Source organism: Acinetobacter sp. ANC_7513, assembly GCF_056779915.1.
The window spans coordinates 41,428-62,844 of sequence record NZ_JBWYIW010000003.1 but is presented as its reverse complement, the minus strand read 5'-3'; the positions used below and the strand labels follow the sequence as shown (position 1 = coordinate 62,844).

Here is a 21,417-nt window from a genome sequence, read left to right as displayed (position 1 = left end):
AAAATGAGGATGTTTATTTATGCGCATTATATTACTCGGACCACCTGGAGCAGGTAAAGGTACTCAAGCTCAGTTGATCTGCAAGCGCTACAATGTCCCACAAATTTCAACCGGTGATATGCTCCGTGCTGCAATTCGTGAAGGAACTGAACTCGGTCTACAGGCAAAATCTGTAATGGACAATGGTGGTCTAGTTTCTGACGAACTGATTATTGGTCTGGTTAAAGAGCGTATTGCACAACCAGATTGTGCAAATGGTTGTATCTTTGATGGTTTCCCTCGTACGATTCCTCAAGCTGAAGCTTTGGAAAAAGAAGGCATTGATATTGATCACGTGATCGAAATTGATGTGCCTGATGAAGAAATCGTTAAACGCTTATCGGGTCGTCGCCAACATCCAGCATCAGGTCGTGTTTATCATATCGTCTACAACCCACCAAAAGTGGAAGGCAAAGATGATGAAACTGGTGAAGATTTAGTTCAGCGTCCAGATGACCAAGAAGAAACAATTCGTAAGCGCTTAGGTTCGTATCATACTGAAACTGAACAGTTGGTTGGCTTTTACCAAGGGCGTGCAGCTTCAGGTGAAAATGCGCCAACGTATGATAAGTTGAATGGACTTCGTCCTATTGAAGAAGTTCAAAAAGAACTTTTTGCAATTTTAGATCAAACTAAATAACCATTATTCAGCTTTGACAAAAAAGAAGCCCTAAGTCATATTAGGGCTTCTTTTTTATGATGTTAAGGTAAACAAGTGCAAAATATTGCCATTATTTTATTGATGCTTGCATGTTTGGCAGTATTGTCTTTTTTGGTATTTATAAGTTTTAAATTACTTCGCGATAGTCAAAAACAGATGAAATTAGATAAAGAGAAAAAAGATAAAAAAAAATCTCTTGATCGTTAAACCTGTTTTAAATCGATCTGTCTTGTCGCTCCATATTCGAAACGTTCAGGCCAGTTGCACACATCACTCACAACACATTCATTGCACTTTGGCTTCCGCGCAATACAGCAATAACGTCCATGTAAAATTAACCAATGATGAGCGTCTACAATAAACTCTTTTGGAATCACTTTAACTAGACGGTGTTCAACTTCGAGTACATTTTTTCCTACCGCAAGTCCAGTACGATTACCTAATCGAAAGATGTGGGTATCAACGGCCATGGTTGGTTGACCAAAAGCGGTATTTAATACCACATTTGCAGTTTTTCGACCTACGCCCGGAAGTGCTTCTAAATCAGCACGGTTGTTAGGAACAGTACTGTTGTGTTGTTTAATCAATATTTCACAAGCTTTGATGACATTTTCAGCTTTAGAGTTATAGAGACCTATTGTTTTAATATAAGATTTTAATCCTTCTACACCTAAGGCATAGATTGCTTCAGGTGTGTTTGCTACAGGGAAAAGCTTATCTGTGGCCTTATTTACGCTTACATCAGTGGCTTGTGCTGATAAGGTCACAGCAACTAACAACTCAAAGGGTGAAGAATAATTCAGCTCTGTTTTAGGGTTTGGGCGTTGAGCTCTTAATCTTTCAAAAAAAATTTGAATTTGGTTTTTTGTCATGTTTTTTACAGTTTTAGGTGTTTTAACGTTCATTTAAACACCCTCAATTGAATTGAGTTTTTCATATAAAGTATTGAGTTGCTCTTGCTTATCGACACTCTCACGTACAGCAAGTTGTTTTTCAAGCTTTTTAATTTGTGTACGTAATTTGGCAAGTTCGATTGTAGATTTTGCATCTAATGTCTTATGAAGCGCTGTTTTTTTTATCGTTTGAATAGTAGGTACTGATTGTAATTGTTTTGAAAATTGAGCAAAAAGCGCAGTATCAATTTCAGCTTTAACGACAGGACCTTTGCGATGAAGACTGCGATTTTCCTCACGTTGAATATGAGCATAATAACGATTTCTAAGATCATTTTGTTCTAGGATGCGGGCTTGCTCATTTGGTATGGGCTGTAAATCTTCAACAAGATCGATACAGTCAACTGGACAAGGTGGTATACATAATTCGCATCCAGTACAAAGATCAGTTAACACAGTATGCATTAACTTTCCTGATCCAATGATGGCATCTACAGGGCAAGCACTGATGCATTTAGTGCAACCAATACACTCGTCTTCACGTATGATCGCTTTCATACGCTGTGGGCGACCATCAGATTGAATTGGCCAAACGCTTTCTTCAGCTTTAAGCTTAGGGCGATTCAGTAAGTGAGCAATTGCGTCAGCAACAGGTTGACCGCCAGGGACACATTTATTCGCGTCTTCTCCTTCTACAATAGCTTTAGCATAAGGTAAACAACCATCACGGTGGCCACATAGACCACATTGGGTTTGAGGTAGGAAAGCATCAACTTGTTCTATCAATGAGATTTGTGCGTGCATGTACGTTAAAACTTAATCAAGCGAAAAGGAGATCATAGGTGCGAAATATGAATGATTTTAACATGATTAGTGTTAGTTTGGGGTGCGCTGTTATGGGTCATTTATCGCGCAATAAAAGCGCCGAATAAGCATTAATTGATAATTAAAAGTAATGAATTTGATAATTTAAAATTATTAAATACTATAATTAAGTAATTGAAATTAAAAAAATATTAAAAAAAATTATGAAAACTATTGTACAGTGCCTGTAAAAGATATTTAATACTTTGCGCCAAAACTTATCAATATATTGAAATTTTGACCAATTTTGATCCATTTTCTGCTGAGGATTAAGCGTTGAAATACAACAGCCTTAACGACTTCCTAGACTACGTTAAAACACGTGATGCACATCAACCAGAATTTCTTCAAGCTGTTGAAGAGGTGATGACAAGCTTATGGCCTTTTATTGAAAAGAACCCTAAGTATGCAGCTCATGGTTTATTAGAACGTTTAGTTGAACCTGAACGTGCGATTCAATTCCGCGTTTCTTGGGTTGATGATCAAGGTCAAACACACGTTAACCGTGCGTTCCGTGTTCAGTACAACTCAGCAATTGGTCCATTCAAAGGTGGTATGCGTTTCCACCCTTCAGTGAACCTTTCAATCCTAAAATTCTTAGGTTTTGAACAGACTTTCAAAAATGCGTTAACTACACTACCAATGGGTGGTGGTAAAGGTGGTTCTGATTTTGACCCTAAAGGTAAATCAGAAGGCGAAATCATGCGTTTCTGCCAAGCACTCATGATCGAGTTATACCGTCACTTAGGATCTGACACAGATATTCCTGCGGGTGATATTGGTGTTGGTGGCCGCGAAGTTGGTTACATGGCGGGTATGATGAAGAAGCTCAGCAATGACACTTCATGCGTATTTACAGGTAAGGGTTTAACTTTTGGTGGTTCACTAGCGCGCCCTGAAGCAACTGGTTACGGTACAGTGTATTTCGCTGAGGAAATGCTTAAGACTCGTAACGACAGTTTCAAAGACAAGGTAGTTACAATCTCTGGTTCGGGTAACGTTGCACAGTTTGCTGCTGACAAAGCAATGTATTTGGGCGCAAAAGTTGTTTCACTTTCAGATTCAGCTGGTACTGTATACATTAAAGACGGTTTAACTCCAGAGCTTTTAGCTGAAGTAATGGAGCTTAAAAACGTTCAACGTGGTCGTATTTCTGAGTTTGCAGCGAAGCATGGTTTTGAATATCTTGAAGGGCAACGTCCTTGGGGTATTAAGTGTGATATCGCACTTCCATGTGCAACACAAAATGAATTAGATGCTGATGATGCGGATAAATTGCTTGCAAATGGTGTGATCTGCGTAGCTGAAGGCGCAAATATGCCTTCTACACTTGCTGCAGTTGAAAAATTCGTTGATGCAAAAATTCTGTATGCTCCAGGTAAGGCATCTAATGCAGGTGGTGTTGCAACTTCTGGTCTTGAAATGTCTCAAAATGCGCTTCGTTTAGGTTGGTCTTTCGAAGAAGTAGATGAGCGTTTACATGCAATCATGAAAGAAATTCACCGTAACTGCGTAAAATTCGGTACTCAAGAAGATGGTACTGTGAATTATGTAGATGGTGCGAACATTGCTGGTTTCGTAAAAGTTGCTGATGCGATGTTAGCTCAGGGTGTATTCTAAGAATATATTCAAAAATAAAAAAACCGAGGCTTAGCCTCGGTTTTTTATTCTTTATAAAGAACCTTTTACAGCTTCACGCTCTACAGCCATATCAAAAATATAAGCATACTTTGATTGATCTGCAGCAGGATTTTTAATTTCATAACGTTTTACACGAATGATTTGACGTTCATTCGGACTATGTGAAAAACCTTCAATTTGATCGTAGAATAAAGTCCAGTCTTTATCGACTTGCGTTTTAATACCACTATCGTTGTATTTTATTTCTCTGACTTGTAGACAAGTTTGGGGAGTTACACCAGTACATTGTTTAGTTTCTGGCGAAATTTCAAGAAATATGGTTTCACCTTGGGTTTTGTATTTGGTTTCAGGTGTCATTTTACCCGTGAAGATAATCTTTTCACCATTCGGCTGTACCAAAGTCAACGTTGGATTATCACGATCATTTAAATTAAGCACGAAAGGAACAGCAGCTTGGGAAAATAGATTTCCAGCAAAGCGTTCTTGTTCGGCAGCCAAACCATTACATCCCTTCATGGTAGATGCAAGTTGAGCAGCTACGATAGTATTGTTTTTTAGCTCAAACCCGCCAAATAAAGTATTGCAGCTCGTTTGAATTGAAAGTTTTTTATCAGCGGTGAAGTTTAAAGTGATTGGTTGAGGCGCATTTTGTGGATTGGCTTGCCATTGGTATGCAGCGAGAGTTTGATCAGCATTTTGTTGTTGAAGCACAGACACAGCTAAATCCCCAACTTTTTGTAGATCGGAAGTCTGACACGCAGCAAGTGTGATAGGCAAAATAGCCAAGGTAATTAATTTTAATTTCATAACAAGCTTTCTAAATTGTATTGATCCGAGGAAGGATAACGCAGGAGATCTAAAAAATTATGGATACATTCTGCACTTTTCAGTATCAAAATGTATCCATTGATCGATGATTATTTCGTGATGGTCATTTAAAAAATGATATTTTATTTTCTCTCAATCAAAGCGATAAATATCCATCCCTAAAGCACCCATGGTAAAACTACTATGTACAATGCTAAAACGATCACCAGTGCCCATAGAAAAAAATAAAGGTGCAAAGTGTTCTATCGTAGGGTGGTTACGATGAACATGAGGAATCGTATTCCACGCTAAAATAGCAGGATAATCCGAATGAGTGAGCTGCTGCACCACGTAGTTTCTAAAAGTTGATGCCCATTCTGGAACTTCACTCGTTTCACCATGCCAAGCAAGCTCTCTTAAATTATGGGTAATGCTTCCCGAGCCAATTAATAATATTTGCTGATCTCTTAATGGAGCGAGAGCTTGACCAATTTTAAATATCGCTTCAGCAGACATCGTCATGGGTAAAGAGATTTCGACTACGGGGATATCAGCTTCTGGATACATATGTAATAAAGGCATCCATACGCCATGATCACGAGGTCGTGTACTATTGGCATGTGCAGTAATTTGTGCCTCAGCGAATAAATTTAAAACTTGTTCAGCAACATCTGGAGCACCAGGGGCAGGATAGCGAATTTCATAGAGTGCATCTGGGAAACCTCGAAAATCGTGCCATGTTTCAGGTCTAGTCCCCGTACTTACTTCGAGTGCATTGCTTTCCCAATGCGCAGACATGACGATTATCGCTCTAGGTTTGGGCAAATTGAGACTCAAGCGATGTAAAGCTGGACCAACCTGTTCAGGATTCAAAGCCAGCATTGGAGAGCCATGTGATATGAATAAACCAGGTAGCGTTTGAATAGTCATGAGGGTGGTTCCATTCTTAGATGTATGAGGTGATCATCGCAAATTTTAGAAGTCAGAGTAACCATTTAAATTTGAACATCATGTTGCAAATTCGGAACGATTATCCAGCACGATGGTACGGATGGTTATGATTAATGCTCATGGCACGGTAAAGTTGTTCAATCAACAGAATGCGAACCATAGGGTGGGGTAGCGTTAATTTAGATAAAGACCAGTGCCAAGCAGCAGCTTTACGAACTGCATCAGAATGTCCATCAGGTCCACCAATCGCGAGCACAACATCATTCCCTTCAAGCATCCAACCTTTCATGGTTTCAGCTAATTTTTCTGTACTAAACTCTTTTCCTCCCACTTCAAGTGCAATTAAAAGTTCATTTCCTTTCAGTGCATTTAAAATGCTATCGCCTTCGATATTACGGTATTTTAAAATATCAGCTTCAGAGTCATTCTTTCCGCGTTTCGCCATAGGAAGCTCAACAATTTGAGTTTGTACAAAAGGTTGAATTCTTTTGAAATAATCTTCAAAACCAGTAAGAACCCATGCTGGCATTTTTTGACCAATGGTCAAGATACGAATTTTCATGAAAATGTGTCACTAGAAGTTTCACGATATTATACATTTCAAAGTGATGAATTTATAAAATCAAAAGTTAAAACATAATGGGTTGTTAATTTTGCATCCATTGGCATCTTATAAAAAAGAGAGCCTAAGCTCTCTTTCTTCACTTAAAAGACCGATTAGTGTCGAGCAGATTTTGATTCGTCAACTGCTTTCACAATGGGTGTTTTGACTAATGGCTTGGGCATAGAGGTTAATGCTAGTGGTAAAATTTCATCAATTGATTTTACAACTTTGATATCTAAACCTTCTTTCACATTATCAGGAATTTCGACTAAATCACGTGCATTTTCCTGTGGAATAAAGACCATTTTTACACCGCCACGATGTGCAGCCAGTAATTTTTCCTTTAAACCACCAATACGCATTGCACGGCCACTCAAGCTGGTTTCACCAGTCATTGCAATGTCAGGTCGAATCGCAATGCCAGTAAACGCAGAAACTAATGCTGTCGTTAAAGCAAGACCAGCTGAAGGACCATCTTTAGGCGTAGCGCCTTCAGGTAAGTGCACGTGAATATCGGTTTCTTCAAAGCGAGTAGAATCGATACCCAAAGCATCAGCTCGTGTACGCACTACGGTCATCGCTGCAGTAATAGACTCCTTCATAACATCACCTAAAGAACCAGTGGTTACAAATTTGCCTTTACCTTTCATTGCTGCAACTTCAATTGTCAGTAGTTCACCACCAACTGAAGTCCAAGCTAGACCATTAACACGACCGACCTGAGCTTCTTCTTCAGCCATACCAAAATCGAATTTATGCGGCCCTAAGTAGTCAGGTAGATTTGCCGAATTAACTTCAATTTGAAGATTTTTCGCTTTTTTACTAACCGCTTCTTTAACCACTTTACGTGCGATTTTAGAGACTTCACGCTCTAAACTTCGAACACCAGCTTCACGTGTATAGCGTTGTACGATATCTCGAATTGCTTCTTCGTGTACACTTAATTCCTTAGCACGTAAGCCATTATTCTTGATTGCTTTAGGTACTAAGTAACGCTCAGCAATATTGATTTTCTCTTCCTCTGTATAACCAGGAAGGCGAATGACCTCCATACGATCTAACAAAGCTTCAGGTATATTCATACTGTTTGCAGTACAAATAAACATGACTTCAGATAAATCAAGATCAAGATCGAGATAGTGATCGTTGAATTTGTGATTCTGTGAAGGATCAAGCACTTCTAACAAGGCAGATGCAGGATCACCACGATGATCTTGAGCCATTTTGTCAATTTCATCGAGTAGGAATAAAGGGTTTTTTACACCGACTTTAGAAAGTGATTGCACAATCTTACCAGGCATCGCACCAATATAAGTTCTGCGATGTCCACGAATCTCAGCCTCATCACGAACACCACCAAGTGCCATTCGAACGAATTCGCGACCTGTTGCTTTAGCTACAGACTCACCTAATGAGGTTTTACCTACACCAGGAGGACCTACGAGACACAATACTGGTCCACGTAGTTTTTTTACACGTGACTGAACAGCAAGATATTCAACGATACGTTCTTTAACTTCATCCAAACCATAATGATCAGCATCAAGAATATCTTGAGCTTTAGCAAGATTGATACTTACTTTGCTCGCCTTATTCCATGGTGTATCTAATATAGTTTCGATGTAATTACGAACTACGGCTGCTTCACTCGATGCAGGCTGCATTGCTTTGAGCTTACGGAATTCACCTTCTGCTTTTTTACGAACATGCTCAGGAAGATCCGCTTCAGCTAAGCGTTTTTCTATCTCAGCAATGTCATCTTCAGCACCGCCATTCATGTCAGAAAGTTCACGCTGAATAACTTTCATTTTTTCATTTAGAAAATATTCGCGCTGATTCTTTTCCATTTGACGTTTTACATTGTCATGTAAATTTTGCTCAATCTGTTGTTCTTCAGACTGTTGAAGCAAATAAGTCATTAACTCTTGTAAATGAGCTTCAAATTCATCGTGTTCGAGGAATTTTTGTTTCACTTCAATGTTTAACGGCACGCGTGTAGCGACAAAGAACATGAGTTGCAATAAATCATCGATTTTATTTGCAGCATTAATTAACTCACGCGCATTACGTAGTTTCGCTTCAGCGTATTGGCTGAAAAGACCACGCAATTCTTCGAGGCGAGTTTGTTGAGTTGCCGACTCCATACGGATCGTCATTGGGCTAAGGCTGTGTTCAGCTTCTAAATAATCGTTTTGATCGTAAATATTAATCAATTTAGAGCGATAAATACCCTCGATTAAAACCTTAATGCAGTTTTCATCGTTTTCATGATTTACGACTTGTACAATCTTCGCGACAGTACCGTATTGATATAAATTGTCGTGATCAATTTCTTCTGTAAGAGAATCTTGTTGAGCTACTACAAAAACTAAATTGTCACTGTTACGAGCTACATCAACTGCTTTAATCGATTTTTCACGGCCGACAAAAAGCGCAATTTGCATGTGGGGATAAACCACAACATCACGCAAAGCTAATAGCGGTAACACGCTAGGGGTCTGAAGTTCTAAGTTTTCTTCATTCATAATAATATCAGTCATGAGCACTCCTAATGAGTGACAACGGTGTTGCCATATTTTTATAGTGATGTGTAATTTAAAAAATACAAGGGTGAAAATCGATAAAATTCGATTTATTTCTACTAATCTTGATAAATTCAGTTGGATTTAGGGTGAATTAATATTCTTCGTTTGAATTTTAATCGTTTTCTAGGGGTGATTAACTCATCTAATGGCTGATCCCAAGGTTGGCGCTTTAAAGGATCTAAGATTAATTGAAAGTCATGCGCTAAACCGATGCGATAGGGTTGATTGCTCGCATGCTTTAACGTTCTATCATAAAAGCCGCCTCCCATACCCATACGTGTTCCATGATAATCACAGGCTACTAGGGGCATCAACAGTAAATCAATTTGTTTTACATTTTTCCCCAATCTATGCATAGGCTCATACATGCCTAATTTATGTTTAGTAAAACGTTTATTTAGATATTGATGCTTTGAAATTGGAACCCATTTTAAAGTTGAATCAAGTCTGGAGACTTTTGGGAGATAAACGACTTTATGCTTCGAAAAGCAATGCATGATTAGGATATGTGTTTTAACTTCACCGAATGCATCTAAATAAATCCCAATTTTTTGTGCAGATTTAAATTTAGAGTGAGATTGGATTTTTGACAAAACCTGAAAAGCAGAACGTCGTTGCGTAAAAATTGAGAGTTGTCTTCTACGAGAGCGTAGAGTTTTTCTTAAAAGTTGTGTTTGCAACTGCATTTCAAACTATACCAATCTAAGTGCATGTGTAAGGTAAGTAGTTTATCGATTTTTACTCAGGTTTAATCAACCTGATTTGAATATTTTCGATAGTATATTTTTCATTTACTCTAGGTGTAACAAATAAATGATTAGGGTCAATTTAATTTTAAATTGAAGCCGATAAGCTGAACTCTATCGGATCAGTTAAGTTCTGATCATAAAAAATAGAAAAGGGAACGATAATGAAAAATAAAAAATACGGTATTCTATTTAAAAAGAGCAAGCATGCTTATCGTATGGTTATGCTCACGACAGTAATTAGTCTTTCTGGTCTAATCACAAATCATGTAAATGCTCAAACTAGCTCTAAGTTGGATTTATCACTGTCCAGCCATTCTGTGAATAAAATAAAAAAACTACTGAATGATCCAAAAGTTTGGCAACAGATTCCGAAACAAGTCACCTTATGTGTGTATTCACCGAGCGGTGCTCATGGTGAAGCATTTGAGCAGGCGACGAGCTATATGAGTGAATTACCACGAATTGCTAAAGTTGCTCAAGATTTCGGCGTGCAAATGACTGTCAATCGTACGGCTAAGCTACAAATGCAGATAGATTTGAATTATCCAAAATTAAAGCAAAAAACATCCACTGAAGTTAATTTAAAAGTCTATACAGATGAACGGGTTTTAACTGAAGACTTTAGAAGTAAACGTTGTGATGGTGCTGGAATAAGTAATTTACGTGCCAAGCAATTCAACTCTTTTGTTGGAAGTATTGATGCAATAGGTGCAGTTCAAAACTATAAACAACTGACTAAAGTGATTCAGCTGTTAGCAAGACCTGAATTTGATTCGAAAATGGTCAATAAGGATTATGAGGTTGTAGGTATTGTGCCTTTAGGTGCTGCTTATATTATGGTAAATGATCGTAAAATTGATACTTTATCTAAAGCAGCTGGGAAAAAAGTTGCTGTAATGAGTTTTGACGCAACCCAAAAAAAATTAGTCCAAAATGTTGGTGCTCAACCAGTTTCAGTGGATTTAACTTCTGTAGGCGGAAAATTCAACAATAAGGAAGTTGATATTATCGCAGCGCCTGCAATCTTATTTGAACCTTTAGAACTCTATCGTGGAATGACAAGCAAGGGCGAGGTACGAGGCGCAATTATTCGTTTTCCACTCGTTCAAGTAACGGGTACATTGATTATGCATCGAAATAAATTTCCTGCTGGAATGGGGCCTATAGCAAGGGAGATTATTTCCAAGCAATTAACACCGGCTTATAAATTTATTAATCAAACTGAATCTAAAATTGATCCTAAATTTTGGATGAATATAAGAGATGCTGAGAAACCTGGATATTTGAAAATTATGCGCGAAGCTAGAATTCAGATGACAAAAGAAGGGCATTATCATCCTGAAATGATGTCTATCCTTAAAAAGATACGATGTAGTGATGATCCTAAGAATTATGAGTGTGCGCTTCAAGATGAGTAACTAATAATCTAAAAAATAGATTGTTTTTATAATTTTAATCGGTTTTATTTGTTTTTAGCCATGCTTTAAATTACTCACATCTAGGTTTAAGAGTAAATGTGAGATGAAAATTTTTATCGCAGTAGTTACTTCTACTTTGTTGATGAGTGCATGCGCATATGATCCAGTGCATTATGAGCAGCTTAGAATGTCAGAGAACGCGCAACACATGAAATTAAATGGGTAAAAAAAGCCCCCAGATGGGGGCTTTATACCTATTTCTTTTTAACGATATCGCTCCAAGACACATTAGTTGGCACGCCTGAGTTAAAGCGAACTGATGCGGATGATGAATAATCTTTAGTTTGTTCAACGACAATCTTTTGATTGTACTCATCAATAATTTCTAACTTACCGCCTGCTTTCGGGTAAGTTCTCCACCACTCTTTTTCGAAGGGTTGAGTTACACTGAAGTTAAATGCATATGAAAAATTAGCATCTTTAGGTTGGCCAACGATTGTACCTTTACTTGACACACTTTGTAATTGATCATCAAAAAAACGGTATTCATAATCTTGTAGCCCCATATATTCCAATGTAGTGCTAGGGTTATTTTTATCTACAATCTGGAATTTTAAAGGATCTTTTACAGAATAAATTGCGCCATTAGAACCAACTGTATCTTTTACAATTTTACCAGTGACTAAATATAGTTTAGATGTATCAGTCCACGGTGTATAAAGCGCATTATTAAACTCAACTGTGGTAGAGCTTAATGTTTCAGTAAGCGAAATAGATCCTCCTTTAAATGTTACGACTTCCTTGCCGAAACTAGTTGCACAAGAATCATAACCACTTTTTAGCTTGATTGTTTGAGTAGTTCCACTTTTAGTGAGCTCAGTACAAATTGAATTTCTAAAAATTGTAAATGCACTTGTTCCTTGATCTGTTAATTCAATTACTCTACCTGTACGAGTAATGGGTCCATCACCCAATGTTTCGCCAATCATATGTCCTAATGCTTGATTAAATCGATCATCCATGACATTCAAAGATTCTGAAAAACCAAGCTTTTCTTTAAGTTTTGTTAAAAAATCCTTATCTTTAAAAGGTATAAATGTAGAGCTCACATCACCTGGTTTAATATAATTATCATTTGGCGTGTCAAGCTTCGATTCACTTCCACCACCACATGCACTTAGTAATGCAGCAATACTCGCAACCCCAGCCAATTTTGCTAATTTAGACATATTCTCTTCCTTTAAATATAAATCTATTCTCATTGTTTATAATGTTTGACTAATAATATGAAGTCTTTAAACAATAAGAAGACATTAAAATGAAATACTTTTTGTGTAATTTCTATTATGGGGAATAATAATTTAAATTTTAGAAAAGTTACTAGGTCATTATTAACCAAATTTACAAATAATATGTCAATTTTTTTATATTGTTAAATATATATAAAGCAATAGGTTTAAATAATTAAATAATATTGAGAGTTAAGTATATTTGTTTTAGATTAGTGTCTAATAAGTTGTTTATAGTGAAAATAATGTGATAAAAATCAAAAAAATATTAATATTGATTATTAATTTGGGATAAAGCGCAAGGATGTTTATTCAAAAATAAGAAAAAAGAGAAAATAAAATAAAGACTCCGGAGATGCCGCTGCATGTGTCGTTACCCTGAACCCGACGAGTTCAAGGTGGACGCGACGTATACTTGCTGGGTTTCCCACTCGAGGTGGGCATACGCTCTAAATATACAGAACACAATCCATAAGTTTAAGTATCGGCAGGGGAATAGACCCGCTGGCAAACATCCCAGAGTTAAATTAAGTATAACGAAATGAGTGAGATTGGCAAACCTTGGTATACCCATTATTTGCGTGATAATTCACTCAGTAAAACTGACTGTGCAAACTTAGATCAAATTTATACAGTTTTTTCAACGTCTTCCAAGATTGTTGCAAGTAAGCGTTCACAATGAGAATATTCTTGTAAGGATTTGTTCATTGTTAAAACTTCTTGCATAAGCTCTAAAGCCACCATGATAACGAGCTTATTGTGTTCTACGTTAGGTGCTTTTCTACGAAATTCTTGAAATTTCTCATTCAGCAAATCACCAGCACGTTGTAAATCATCTTTCCGATCTTGAGTGGTTGAAAGTCTAAATGTTTGTTCAATTAGTCTTAACTCGACTGTAACGACTTCAGACATAATTATGCTTCCTCATTTTGTTCAGCCGGATTTTCTAATTGTTGGATTTCTTGGGCATGATGATCTTGATCAGTACCTAAAATGGCCAATCGTTGAATGATTTGCTCAACCTTAGTTTTAGCGAGTTCATTTTTTTTGATTAAACGTTGATTTTCAGCCTTCAATTCATCAATTTCTTTTTGAGCTTGACGTTGTTCAGCCAACATTTTTTCTTTGATGACTCTCAACTCATTCCTTTCAGCCAAGATTTCCTGAAATCTATTTTTTAAATCAGTACAACTCTTTTCTAAACGACTATAACGTTCTGCTAAAGCAGTAGCATCTTGATTTAAAGTTTTATAAATACCATCCAATTGATTGTATTTGTCATTTAGACTTTCAATCTGTTCTTGCTTTTGAGTGATGATGCTATTTTTTTGAGCAGTTTGAGTTTGATGAGTTTCCTGAAGTTCTTTCTGCTTAGCTTCAAGAGAACTATTCATTTGTTCGGTTTCGGACAAACGATGTTTAAGCGTGCCTAAATGCGTTTGTAAACGCTGTAATTGTTCTAACATAACGAGGTCGCGTAGTTTCGCAATCAAAGGTAATATATACAGAAGTATAGAGATTGGAAAAGCGAATGCAAGACGATATTTCAGGTTGGACAGATTGGAACCAACAATTCGGTTCAATTGAGGAAATTACTAGTCCTAGTGAGTTACATGGTCTACTTACAGGTATTGTTTGTGTAACTGAACCGCCATCTCATGAGGAGTGGATACAAATTTTGTCTACATTGAATGTGCCTCAATTAGAACCTACTGCGCTTAATTTACTGGCTGAGGAATCTGAAGATGTTTCACATGCTTTATCAGAAGATGAATTAGATTATTTACCCATTTTGCCTGATGATGAACATGTATTGTCTGAGCGTGTTCAAGCTTTAGCAGATTGGTGTGCAGGAGTGGTATTGGGGTTTGGATTAGCGTCTGGGCATATTCGTGCTGATGAAGCTGAGTTGATTGAACACTTGCAAGATATTGCAGCAGTCGAGTTTGAAGATTCTGATAATGATGAAGAAGGTGAAATTAGCTATCAAGAACTTTATGAATTTGTTCGATTAATTCCAGTGAGTTTATCTGTTGGACGAACCAAGATTGCTGTTGAAGAAAGCTCATTACTGAAACATGTAAAACCAACAATTTCGAAAAAAAATGAGCAAAGTGTCGTTGAGATGTTTACACCTCATCGACCAAGTTGATTACATTTAATCAAGAGTACTACTTAACATATAAGTAGTACTGTATTTTCTTAAATTAAATAGCATAAGCTGCAGAAAAGATATGAAACTTACTCAATCAGATTTTCAAAAACGACGTGATCAATTAGCCGCTGAAATAGGCCTAAGAAGCATTGCAATTATTGCAACACGTGAAGAAATGTTTAGAAATCGTGATGCTGATTATAAATATCGCGCTGATAGTAGCTTTTTTTATCTAACGGGATTTGCAGAGCCTGAAGCAGTTGCTGTAATTGAAACATTTGATACTGAAGAAGAAGGTTATACCTACAGTTTATTTTGTCGTGAACGCAATCGAGAGATGGAAATCTGGACAGGTTACCGTGCAGGGATTGATGGTGCAGTCGATGATTATGATGCGGATGAAGCTTATGCGATTGATCTACTAGACGAAGAAATCATCGCAAAGCTTCAAGGAAAAGAAAGATTATTTTATAGAATTGGTCAACAAGCCAGTTTTGATGCAAAAATTACAAAATGGATTGCAGAAGCAAGTGGTGAAAGCCGACGTGGTACCGCTGCACCGACACAATTGATTCAGTTAGATACAATTTTAGATGAGATGCGTCTACACAAAGAGCCAAAAGAAATAGAGTTAATGCAAATCGCATCTGATATTTCTGCTCAAGCACATACGCAAGCGATGAAATCTGTACGACCAGGAATGATGGAATATGCTTTAGAAGCGGAGCTGAATTATATTTTTGGTAAAAATGGTTGTGTACCATCGTATAACAGTATTGTGGGTGGTGGTGAAAATGCTTGTATATTGCACTATGTTGAAAATAACAAACAACTTAATGACGGCGATTTAGTTTTAATAGATGCAGCTTGTGAATATGAATTTTACGCGTCAGATATCACACGGACGTTTCCAGTAAATGGTAAATTTAATACTGAACAAAAGGCGCTCTATAATATAGTGCTCGATGCACAAATCGCTGCAATAGATGCGGTTAGAATTGGTAACTCTTATAAAGAGCCACACTACGTTGCTGTTCGTATTTTAGTGCAAGGCTTGCTTAATCTTGGAATCATGCAGGGTGATCTCGATGAAATCATTGAGACAGAAGCCTATCGTCAATTTTATATGCATGGAACTGGTCACTGGTTAGGCATGGATGTTCATGACGTAGGGGCATATAAAGTCGATGGAGAATGGCGAACATATCAAGAAGGTATGGTGGTGACCATTGAACCAGGTTTATATATTGCCCCTGATGATGAAACTGTCGATCCAAAATGGAGAGGGATTGGTATTCGCATTGAAGATGATATTGTTGTCACTCAAGATGGACCGAGAAACCTGACTGCTAAAGTAGTAAAAACCATTGAAGATATCGAAGCCTTGATGGCGAGTTAACCATTTTCACAAATCTAAAAAGTCGATGGAAACATCGGCTTTTTTTTAATGTCATATTCAATATTGAAAAATGAATTATGGCTTCATCTTCAATAACGCTAATTCATTATAAAAAGTAAAAACTTTATTGTAAGATGAATTTGATTAAGAATTTATGTGTATGCAGCTATTGCTTGCTTTTATAAGGATCAAAACATGCAACAAGAAGTCATCATTGTCGGTGGTGGAATGGTCGGATTAAGCCTTGCTCTTATGCTGGCTAAAACTAACATTGCAGTGAAATTGTTAGAGGCGATCAGCTATCCTAACTATGATGATGCTAACCTTGCACCATATCATTCAAGTTTTGATGCCCGTAATAGTGCGCTGTCACGTCGAAGCGTGCAAATTTATCAAGAATTGGGAATTTGGGATTCACTGCAACAATATGCAACGCCTATTTTAGAAGTAAATATCACAGAAGAAGGAAGCTTCGGTAAGGCACGTTTAATCGCGGCTCAAGAGAAAGTAGAGAGCTTTGGTCAAGTGATTGAGAATGCATGGCTTGGACGAGTATTGTTATCAGAGGTCAAAAAAAATCCACTCATTGAGTTAATTGATGGTGTTCAAGTGACGTCGCTTAAACAGGATGAGAATTTAGCTTATCTTGAAGCATTAAAAGCGAATGAACATTTGCAGTTTCAATCCAAATTAGTCATAGCAGCAGATGGACGTGATTCTTTCTGTCGAAAAGCACTCGGTGTTGGTGCATCAGTGTATGATTATGATCAAGTGGCGATTGTCACTACAGTGCAGACATCCAAACCTCACTCCCATGTCGGTTTTGAACGTTTCAGCCCACTTGGTCCTTTAGCATTGTTGCCTTTACCTGGTGAATACCGTCGCTCTGTTGTTTGGCCAGTGCCTAAAGGTACTGAGGGAGAGTGGCTAGGTGATGGAAATGATCAGCATTTTTTAGATGCTCTTCAAAAAACCTATGGCGATCGAGCTGGAAAATTTGAGAAAACTGGACGTAGATTTAGTTTTCCTTTATCTCAAGTATTGGCTGAAAAACAAGCAGTAGGACGTGTTGTACTTATGGGTAATGCTGCTCATACCATTCATCCAGTCGCAGGTCAGGGTTTTAATTTGTGTATGCGTGATGCATATGTATTGACCCGATATTTAAAACAACAAGTCATCAAAAATGCCGATTTAGGTGAAGCTGCTGTACTGAAAGAGTATGAAAAATCTCGACTCAAAGATCAGCAACGTGTGATTAAGTTTTGTGATTCTGTGGTGCGAGGCTTTAGTAATCAAAATCCAATTCTAAAATTTGTGCGAAATACAGGTCTAATGTGCTTTGAAAATATTCCAGGTATTAAGCCACTCGTTGCCAATTATGCAATGGGGTTAAAAGCATGAATGATGCTATTTTAGATGTCGTGATTGTGGGTGGTGGTTTAGTTGGTGGATTAACGGCTTTATTGTTGGCTAAAGGTGGAGTTCAAGCGACTGTACTTGATGCAGTACCAATATTGGATCACGAGAAGACCTTAAAATCATTGAATCCTCGTGTACTTGCATTGAGTCAAGCCACTATTCATTTGCTTAAGCATGTTGATGTATGGGGTAAGATAGCTCGTCAACAACCCTACACGGGAATGCAGGTGTGGAACAAAAATGGCTTTGGTGAAATCAATTTTGGAACATCAGCGCATTCTAAACCTGATCAAGCACAAATATTAGGTTCAATGGTCGAACCAAGTATCTTGAACCTTGCGATTCAGAGCATGATGATCGACCAGATTGATGATTACCGTACTCAGATTCAAGTGAAACATATTGAGCAAGGAAATGGTTGTTGGATTCTTCATCTCGCTGATCAAACTCAATTGAAAACGAAACTTTTAATTGGTGCGGATGGTGCAAACTCATTCGTACGTGAACAAGCCATGATTGATTTGGATGTTTTGGATTATCATCAGGCTGGTATTAGCTGTGCGATCAAGACGGAACAAGCGCATCAACATGTTGCGAGACAAATCTTCTTAGAAACAGGGCCACTGGCTTTTCTCCCAATGGCAAGTTTAGAAGATCAAGAATATGGTCATTGGCAATCCATTGTATGGACTTTACCAGATGATTATGCAGACGAATTTGCGTCACTCTCAGATGAAGATTTTGTACAATTACTGACACGAGAGAGTCATCATATGTTGGGCAAAGTATTAGCCGCAACGCCTCGAGCAAAATTCCCACTGAAAGCACGAGCTGCTCAACGATATATTAAAAATGGCTTAGCGCTAATTGGTGATGCAGCCCATGTTATTCATCCACTTGCAGGTCAGGGGGTGAATATTGGTTGCCTTGATGCAGCAATTCTATGCGATGCGCTACTTTCGGACTACGCACGTGGCGTTTGGGCTCATGAGCAAACTTTATTGAAATATGAGCATCGCCGTAAATTTCAAAACGATGCAATGATGCATAGTATGTCTATGATTGGGTGGATGGAATCTGCTCCTGTTTTTCCTATTGTTTGGGCGAGAAACTTTGGTTTGAAACAAGTTGAAAATATCAGTGCGTTAAAATCGGCGTTTATGTCGCAAGCGAATGGTTTGAGTCAGCTCAGTAATACAAGATATCAAGTGAATTGAAATCTGATCTAAAAAGAATCATCAGTATATATTTTTTTACCAATATGATTAAAAAATATACAAATGAGGTGCTTTAGATACTATGCGAACGATAAAGAGCTTGATACATTTCTCTAAAAATCAAAGCACGTTCCAATCAGGTGCGTGAAAACATTGATGGGGAGTTTGAAATGACAGACGCAAATGATTTTGATGACAACGAAGACAGTGTTGTAGACGAAAATGAATCACAAGCAGCAGAAAAAGGTGCGGCCGTAAGTGACGTTACTGTATCTGATGCCGATGTCGCGGAAGCTGAAACATTAACAGTGACAGCTAAACTCAAACAACGTCAGGCACTGGAAGATGAAGTTGCTGCTTTTCTAGCACGTGGTGGTCGTATTACTGAAGTTCCACCTGATGAATCAATAAAAGATTAATAAAAAAAGCACCATCAATATGGTGCTTTTTTATTTTGCTTAATCATTCGCGCCACTGAGCTCTAGCGCGCGTTGATATGCCACTTTCTTTTTGATTCCAGTGAGATCAGCTGCAAGTTGAGATGCTGCTTTTACAGATAAATCTTGCAATAAACGATTGAGTAATTTATCTAATTCTTCTTGCTCCATGTCTTTTTCAGTGGCTGCTCCAGCAATGACCAATACAATTTCCCCTTTTTGCTGGTGATGATCATTTGCAATAAATGATTGTAAATCTCCAAGGGTCATTTTTTTGATTGTTTCGAAGGTTTTGGTAATTTCACGTGCAAACCCGACTTCACGGTCAGCCCCGAACACAGAGACCATATCCGTTACAGAGTCTAGGATTCGATGTGGTGCCTCATAGATGATCATGGTATGCGTGTTGTCTTTCAGTCTATTTAATTGAATAAGACGTTGTGATTGTTTCGAAGATAGAAATCCTTCAAAACTAAAGTGATCACTGGGTAGACCCACAGCGCTTAATGCTGCAATAGCTGCACATGCACCTGGAACAGGAACGACACGAATACCATGCTCCTGAGCTGCACGAACCAATTTAAAACCAGGATCACTAATCAATGGTGTACCTGCATCACTGACGAGTGCAACATTTTCACCATTTTTTAACTTATCGATAATTATATCAATTTTGTTACTTTCATTGTGATCATGGCACGCTGTAAGCGGAGTTGAGATATTATAGTGTTTCATTAAAAGAGCGGACTGACGTGTGTCTTCTGCCGCGATAAGAGAGACAGACTTTAAAACATCAATTGCTCGATAAGTCATGTCATCTAAGTGCCCAATTGGCGTCGCTACAACAAATAACTGAGCACTCATAAGGTTTCTCCATGTTGGATCTATTAAGAATAAAAAAAGAATTCATTGGTATTGGCTTATGTGGAATGATTTTCCAAGCCCAAGCGGAAGTATTGGTTATTTTACCTGATTCAGGCCCTATGGTGCGAGCAAGTAATAGTATTAAAAATGGTATTGATGAGGCTTATCAAAAGTCTAAAAGTGAAATGCCAATCAAATATGTCAATTCGGATCAAAAACGATTAAAAGAGATCCTAAAGACGCAAGTCAGTCAAAACACCAAACTTATTATTGGTCCATTAGCCAGACAGGATGTCGAAGCAATAATGAAAGAACCGCTTAAAATTCCTGTTTTAGCACTGAATGAAGTTCCTTCTAAGCATGCAAAAGTGTGGCAGTTTAGTTTATCGAAAACTGATGATGCTCAAGTTTTAATTAAACAGATTGAAAAGGATCGAGTTCAACATCTCTATATATTGCGTGAGTCTGGTACTGAGTCTGAGAGCTTAAGCTTTGTAAATGCCGTGTTTAAAAATTTTCATGGTAAATTTTCTCTAGTCCAACAATTGCCTGATATAAAGTCAAATGAAGGTGTGTTGCTTTTAGGCAGTATGGCGTGGATCAACTCATTGAAGAATAAGCCTTCAAAACGTTTGTATGTTCAGGCTTTTGCTATTGATCATAATATGGATATTCCGAAGGGAACTAAATTCTGTGATGTTCCAGTCATGGTTCAATTTTTAAAAAAACCTAATCAAACAACAGAAAATACTGCTGCATTCCAACGTCTCAATGCCTTCGGTCAAGATGTTTGGCGTTTGTCGGATTTGATGTTGAAAACGAAGAATCCTGATCAAATATCAATTCAAGGTCAGACTGGGCATTTGAGTTTTAAAGAGCATCGGATCGAAAGAAAACCTGCGTGTTTCGAGAAAACATGGTTTAGATTAAAAAATATTTAAGAGGACTTAAATGGATGAGTTCTCAACAATTAGGTATATGGGCTGAAGACCAAACTGAAAAAATCTTGATCTCACAGGGTTATATTGTGCTGGCTCGAAATTTTCATTCTCTTTATGGTGAGATAGATCTGATTGCTCAACGTGATCTTGAGCTTATATTTGTTGAGGTCAAAGCCAGATCAAAAACAACCTATGCTTCTGCCCTAGAATCAATATCATCGAGCAAGCAAATTAAAATTGCGAAAACAGCAATGTCATTTCTTCAAAAATTTCCAAGCTATACAGAGTTTTATTATCGTTTTGATGTGTTTTGTTTTGATTTTCATAAAAAAATTGCAAAACCGTTACAGCATGAAATTTCTGATATGGATTATGATCTCGAGTGGATTGAAAATGCATTTACAATAAATGCAGACTTGATTAATCTATGAACCAAATGAGCTAAGCCATTTCCAACAATAGAAAAAATTCAAGTTTCACG

At 37.6% G+C, this 21,417-nt stretch carries 22 protein-coding genes and 1 other RNA gene; 11 read left to right on the top strand and 12 right to left on the bottom strand.

The features are described from left to right. The first annotated feature begins 19 nt into the window (after positions 1 to 19). Entirely contained in the window at positions 20 to 679 is a 660-nt protein-coding gene (gene adk, locus AC1M9B_RS05450; RefSeq protein ID WP_035268488.1) for an adenylate kinase, read from the top strand. 75 nt (positions 680 to 754) lie between these two features. Further along, positions 755 to 907, top strand: a complete 153-nt coding sequence (locus AC1M9B_RS05445; RefSeq protein ID WP_481608727.1) for a hypothetical protein — start codon at positions 755 to 757, stop codon at positions 905 to 907. Here the strand turns inward: AC1M9B_RS05445 and nth are convergent. After that, the gene (gene nth, locus AC1M9B_RS05440; protein WP_481597251.1) at positions 904 to 1,605 is read right to left on the bottom strand and encodes an endonuclease III; all 702 of its coding nucleotides are present in this window, start codon (positions 1,603 to 1,605) and stop codon (positions 904 to 906) included. The genes AC1M9B_RS05445 and nth overlap by 4 nt on opposite strands. Beyond that, positions 1,606 to 2,397 (bottom strand): RnfABCDGE type electron transport complex subunit B, encoded by a 792-nt coding sequence (locus AC1M9B_RS05435; protein ID WP_481608726.1) that lies wholly within the window; start codon positions 2,395 to 2,397, stop codon positions 1,606 to 1,608. Positions 2,398 to 2,733: 336 nt separating this feature from the next. On the opposite strand from AC1M9B_RS05435, the gene gdhA reads away from it, so the two are divergent. Further along, positions 2,734 to 4,077: an NADP-specific glutamate dehydrogenase gene (gene gdhA, locus AC1M9B_RS05430; RefSeq protein ID WP_035268479.1), complete on the top strand. Its 1,344-nt coding sequence runs from the start codon at positions 2,734 to 2,736 to the stop codon at positions 4,075 to 4,077. A gap of 51 nt (positions 4,078 to 4,128) precedes the next feature. Here gdhA and AC1M9B_RS05425 read toward each other — a convergent pair whose 3' ends face one another. The 5 genes from AC1M9B_RS05425 to AC1M9B_RS05405 all read right to left on the bottom strand — a co-directional run bounded on the left by AC1M9B_RS05425 (position 4,129) and on the right by AC1M9B_RS05405 (position 9,731). Continuing rightward, positions 4,129 to 4,905 carry a DUF4377 domain-containing protein gene (locus AC1M9B_RS05425; RefSeq protein WP_481608725.1) on the bottom strand — a complete coding sequence of 259 codons (777 nt, stop codon included), beginning with the start codon at positions 4,903 to 4,905 and terminating at the stop codon, positions 4,129 to 4,131. A 153-nt stretch (positions 4,906 to 5,058) separates the two neighbouring features. Then, positions 5,059 to 5,835: a DODA-type extradiol aromatic ring-opening family dioxygenase gene (locus tag AC1M9B_RS05420; RefSeq protein WP_092766821.1), complete on the bottom strand. Its 777-nt coding sequence runs from the start codon at positions 5,833 to 5,835 to the stop codon at positions 5,059 to 5,061. A 100-nt stretch (positions 5,836 to 5,935) separates the two neighbouring features. After that, on the bottom strand, positions 5,936 to 6,418 hold the full coding sequence (gene rlmH, locus AC1M9B_RS05415) for a 23S rRNA (pseudouridine(1915)-N(3))-methyltransferase RlmH (RefSeq protein WP_035268469.1): 483 nt from the start codon (positions 6,416 to 6,418) through the stop codon (positions 5,936 to 5,938). 155 nt (positions 6,419 to 6,573) lie between these two features. Continuing rightward, positions 6,574 to 9,000 (bottom strand): endopeptidase La, encoded by a 2,427-nt coding sequence (gene lon / locus AC1M9B_RS05410; protein ID WP_035269773.1) that lies wholly within the window; start codon positions 8,998 to 9,000, stop codon positions 6,574 to 6,576. A 116-nt stretch (positions 9,001 to 9,116) separates the two neighbouring features. Beyond that, entirely contained in the window at positions 9,117 to 9,731 is a 615-nt protein-coding gene (locus tag AC1M9B_RS05405) for a 5-formyltetrahydrofolate cyclo-ligase (protein ID WP_481608724.1), read from the bottom strand. A gap of 224 nt (positions 9,732 to 9,955) precedes the next feature. On the opposite strand from AC1M9B_RS05405, the gene AC1M9B_RS05400 reads away from it, so the two are divergent. Continuing rightward, complete coding sequence (locus AC1M9B_RS05400) at positions 9,956 to 11,212, top strand: putative solute-binding protein (protein ID WP_481608723.1); 1,257 nt, start codon at positions 9,956 to 9,958, stop codon at positions 11,210 to 11,212. 254 nt (positions 11,213 to 11,466) lie between these two features. On the opposite strand, the gene AC1M9B_RS05395 is transcribed toward AC1M9B_RS05400, so the two are convergent. The 4 genes from AC1M9B_RS05395 to AC1M9B_RS05380 all read right to left on the bottom strand — a co-directional run bounded on the left by AC1M9B_RS05395 (position 11,467) and on the right by AC1M9B_RS05380 (position 13,967). Then, positions 11,467 to 12,441: a hypothetical protein gene (locus AC1M9B_RS05395; RefSeq protein WP_481608722.1), complete on the bottom strand. Its 975-nt coding sequence runs from the start codon at positions 12,439 to 12,441 to the stop codon at positions 11,467 to 11,469. Positions 12,442 to 12,843: 402 nt separating this feature from the next. Then, positions 12,844 to 13,027: non-coding RNA, 6S RNA (gene ssrS, locus AC1M9B_RS05390), on the bottom strand. Positions 13,028 to 13,128: 101 nt separating this feature from the next. Further along, complete coding sequence (locus AC1M9B_RS05385) at positions 13,129 to 13,413, bottom strand: cell division protein ZapA (protein ID WP_180027932.1); 285 nt, start codon at positions 13,411 to 13,413, stop codon at positions 13,129 to 13,131. Between the two features lie 2 nt (positions 13,414 to 13,415). Further along, the gene (locus AC1M9B_RS05380) at positions 13,416 to 13,967 is read right to left on the bottom strand and encodes a hypothetical protein (RefSeq protein WP_481608721.1); all 552 of its coding nucleotides are present in this window, start codon (positions 13,965 to 13,967) and stop codon (positions 13,416 to 13,418) included. A 65-nt stretch (positions 13,968 to 14,032) separates the two neighbouring features. On the opposite strand from AC1M9B_RS05380, the gene AC1M9B_RS05375 reads away from it, so the two are divergent. From AC1M9B_RS05375 to AC1M9B_RS05355, 5 genes are all read left to right on the top strand, one after another. Continuing rightward, complete coding sequence (locus AC1M9B_RS05375; protein ID WP_092766815.1) at positions 14,033 to 14,653, top strand: UPF0149 family protein; 621 nt, start codon at positions 14,033 to 14,035, stop codon at positions 14,651 to 14,653. 82 nt (positions 14,654 to 14,735) lie between these two features. Further along, a complete protein-coding gene (gene pepP, locus AC1M9B_RS05370; RefSeq protein ID WP_481608720.1) occupies positions 14,736 to 16,055 on the top strand; it encodes a Xaa-Pro aminopeptidase in 1,320 nt (439 codons plus the stop codon). Between the two features lie 195 nt (positions 16,056 to 16,250). Further along, positions 16,251 to 17,459 (top strand): FAD-dependent monooxygenase, encoded by a 1,209-nt coding sequence (locus AC1M9B_RS05365; RefSeq protein ID WP_481608719.1) that lies wholly within the window; start codon positions 16,251 to 16,253, stop codon positions 17,457 to 17,459. Further along, positions 17,456 to 18,694, top strand: coding sequence for an FAD-dependent monooxygenase (locus AC1M9B_RS05360; RefSeq protein ID WP_481608718.1), 1,239 nt, complete (start codon positions 17,456 to 17,458; stop codon positions 18,692 to 18,694). The genes AC1M9B_RS05365 and AC1M9B_RS05360 overlap by 4 nt, the downstream gene beginning before the upstream one ends. A gap of 170 nt (positions 18,695 to 18,864) precedes the next feature. Next, positions 18,865 to 19,113: a hypothetical protein gene (locus tag AC1M9B_RS05355; RefSeq protein ID WP_035269751.1), complete on the top strand. Its 249-nt coding sequence runs from the start codon at positions 18,865 to 18,867 to the stop codon at positions 19,111 to 19,113. 39 nt (positions 19,114 to 19,152) lie between these two features. Here the strand turns inward: AC1M9B_RS05355 and rsmI are convergent, their stop codons facing one another. Continuing rightward, a complete protein-coding gene (gene rsmI, locus AC1M9B_RS05350) occupies positions 19,153 to 19,995 on the bottom strand; it encodes a 16S rRNA (cytidine(1402)-2'-O)-methyltransferase (RefSeq protein ID WP_481608717.1) in 843 nt (280 codons plus the stop codon). An 11-nt stretch (positions 19,996 to 20,006) separates the two neighbouring features. On the opposite strand from rsmI, the gene AC1M9B_RS05345 reads away from it, so the two are divergent. Further along, entirely contained in the window at positions 20,007 to 20,936 is a 930-nt protein-coding gene (locus AC1M9B_RS05345) for a penicillin-binding protein activator (RefSeq protein ID WP_481608716.1), read from the top strand. 14 nt (positions 20,937 to 20,950) lie between these two features. After that, complete coding sequence (locus tag AC1M9B_RS05340) at positions 20,951 to 21,367, top strand: YraN family protein (RefSeq protein ID WP_180027924.1); 417 nt, start codon at positions 20,951 to 20,953, stop codon at positions 21,365 to 21,367. The last annotated feature ends 50 nt before the right edge of the window (positions 21,368 to 21,417 follow it).